Raw genomic sequence first — 1,822 nt, 5'->3', positions numbered from 1 at the left:
TGAGCTTTGCAATTTCTTTTTTAATTTTCTTGATTTCTTCAAGGCTTGTAACATCTCCTTCTATGTTAATTGGAGATTTCTTTTTTACCCAACTTCGGACTGCTGTTTCACTTAGGCTATATTCGCTGCAGACTTCCTTGACTGTTTTACCGGATTGTACCAAATCTGCTATCATTGTTTTGAAATCCTCTGTAAAAGTTCTTCGATTTGTCATTTATGGACACTTCCTTTCTTAAATCTTTAGTATATCTAAAACCTTATTTTGTGTCCATACTTATATACTAACATCAGATGTTTTTTCCGGAAAGAAAGTTGTGTTTAGCACTATAAAATACAACATCATAATGATTATGCAGACGTTCAGGGTTAGTGCTATAGGTTTAAAAACTTTATCATTAATTTTTATTTGCACTTTTTTATCTCCCCTCCTATTCTTCGGCTATATAACCTTCTATTTTTCCTTCCAGATAACTTTCTATTAGGTCTTGAATAAAGCTGGATCTTTGCCCTTTTGGTAATTTTTTTATATATTTTAGCGGTTCTCCCCATAGAGAAAAACCAACAGTTTCTGCTTTTTTTTCTTTGGGTACTTGGTTTGTTCTGTGTATTCTATCAAACATTTCTTTTTCGTCTATGCCTTTGAGTAGTTCGGAGTTCGCCCAACTGATGGGATAAATGAAAACTTTTCCGCTACCTTGAATTATGGCAGCCAGTTCTTTTTCTTGTGTTGTCCAGCAAAGCACCCATAGCTTTTTATTGATTCTCTGATCGTTTATGTACCGCTCAATAAGTTCTTTTTTAGCAACATCATTTGTCAGTATTTCTGTTAGATATATCTCCGCAGTGCTATGCGTTGCATAGATCGCTGGTTCCTTCTCTATGCTGTCTTTAGGAATTTGAAAATGCTGTTCATATAGTTTTAATATACTTTCTTCATAATCCGATAGGAAGTTATATAATAGATTAACCCCTTTCGGAAAAGGAAGTATTGATACTGCTCTCCCTTCTGTTTTTAGGTTTTTGTTTACAATTTCAAAGGTTTCTGAATCGGGACAAAAAATAATATATTTGCTTATGGTAAGGTTCTTCTGAATTTCGTTTTTTATCTTTGTAAAAAAGGATTTCATATCATCCTTGTCACTTAGTTTAAAGGGCAGGTAGATGCCATATCTGTCTTGGCTTTTTTTATTTATTAGGCAGCCGGCAATATAATCGTTCGTGTTTAATCCAAATTTTTCTTTCGTCTTTCGGCTATCTAACCATTCCCATATATCTGTTCCCTTGCTTTTTTCTAGTTGTTTAAGCGTAATATAAATTTCATTGATGGCTAGTTGTCTTTCTACTTGATATTTATTATCTGGTCTATTTTGACTTGATGATCGGTATTTTAAATTTTCTTGCCCTTCTAGTACCTTTCTAATGGCCATTTCTGTTAAATAGTAGTATTGTGTTTCTTTTTTTCTTTGATGGACCAAAGGCTTACTGTTTAACCAGCCTTTTGCCTGCAACGTTCGTATCCTGTTGTATCCGTATTGCCTATCGTCATAGTACAATCTCTTGATTTGTCGTGCAGATAAAATTTGCAGATCATATAAATCTCTAAGTAACAACATATCTCTTTCCGATAATTCCCTTATCAACCTTCAAACCTCCTTTCCTTCATTTTTTAAATAAAAAATCAACTTTCGCACAAAGTTGATGTGCGATGAATATTGAAAAATCAATAGTTTTGGGCAATAAAAAAGTCCAAGAAGCCCCCTCTCTGTGATATAATAGAAGTGACAAAACCCCATTAAAATCAACGGTTGGGAGGTTCTTGAAC

At 33.8% G+C, this 1,822-nt stretch carries 2 protein-coding genes; both read right to left on the bottom strand.

Annotation, left to right across the window (positions count from 1 at the left end; translation table 11 throughout):
• A partial coding sequence (locus tag AN619_RS15185) for a transposase (RefSeq protein WP_068557942.1) occupies window positions 1-214 on the bottom strand: 214 nt, incomplete at its 3' end.
• A 214-nt stretch (window positions 215-428) separates the two neighbouring features.
• Window positions 429-1,613 (bottom strand): replication-relaxation family protein, encoded by a 1,185-nt coding sequence (locus AN619_RS15180; protein ID WP_242867425.1) that lies wholly within the window; start codon window positions 1,611-1,613, stop codon window positions 429-431.
• Window positions 1,614-1,822: the final 209 nt, after the last annotated feature.

This window comes from Thermotalea metallivorans (assembly GCF_001562415.1).
GTDB lineage: Bacteria > Bacillota > Clostridia > Peptostreptococcales > Thermotaleaceae > Thermotalea > Thermotalea metallivorans.
The sequence above is the reverse complement of the archived record's forward strand: the minus strand, read 5'-3'. Positions and strand labels throughout refer to the sequence as shown.

Bases quoted from the DNA above. Each gene is read 5' to 3' on its own strand.
- AN619_RS15180 (WP_242867425.1), bottom strand. From the start codon at position 1,613: ATGTTGTTACTTAGAGATTTATATGATCTGCAAATTTTATCTGCACGA.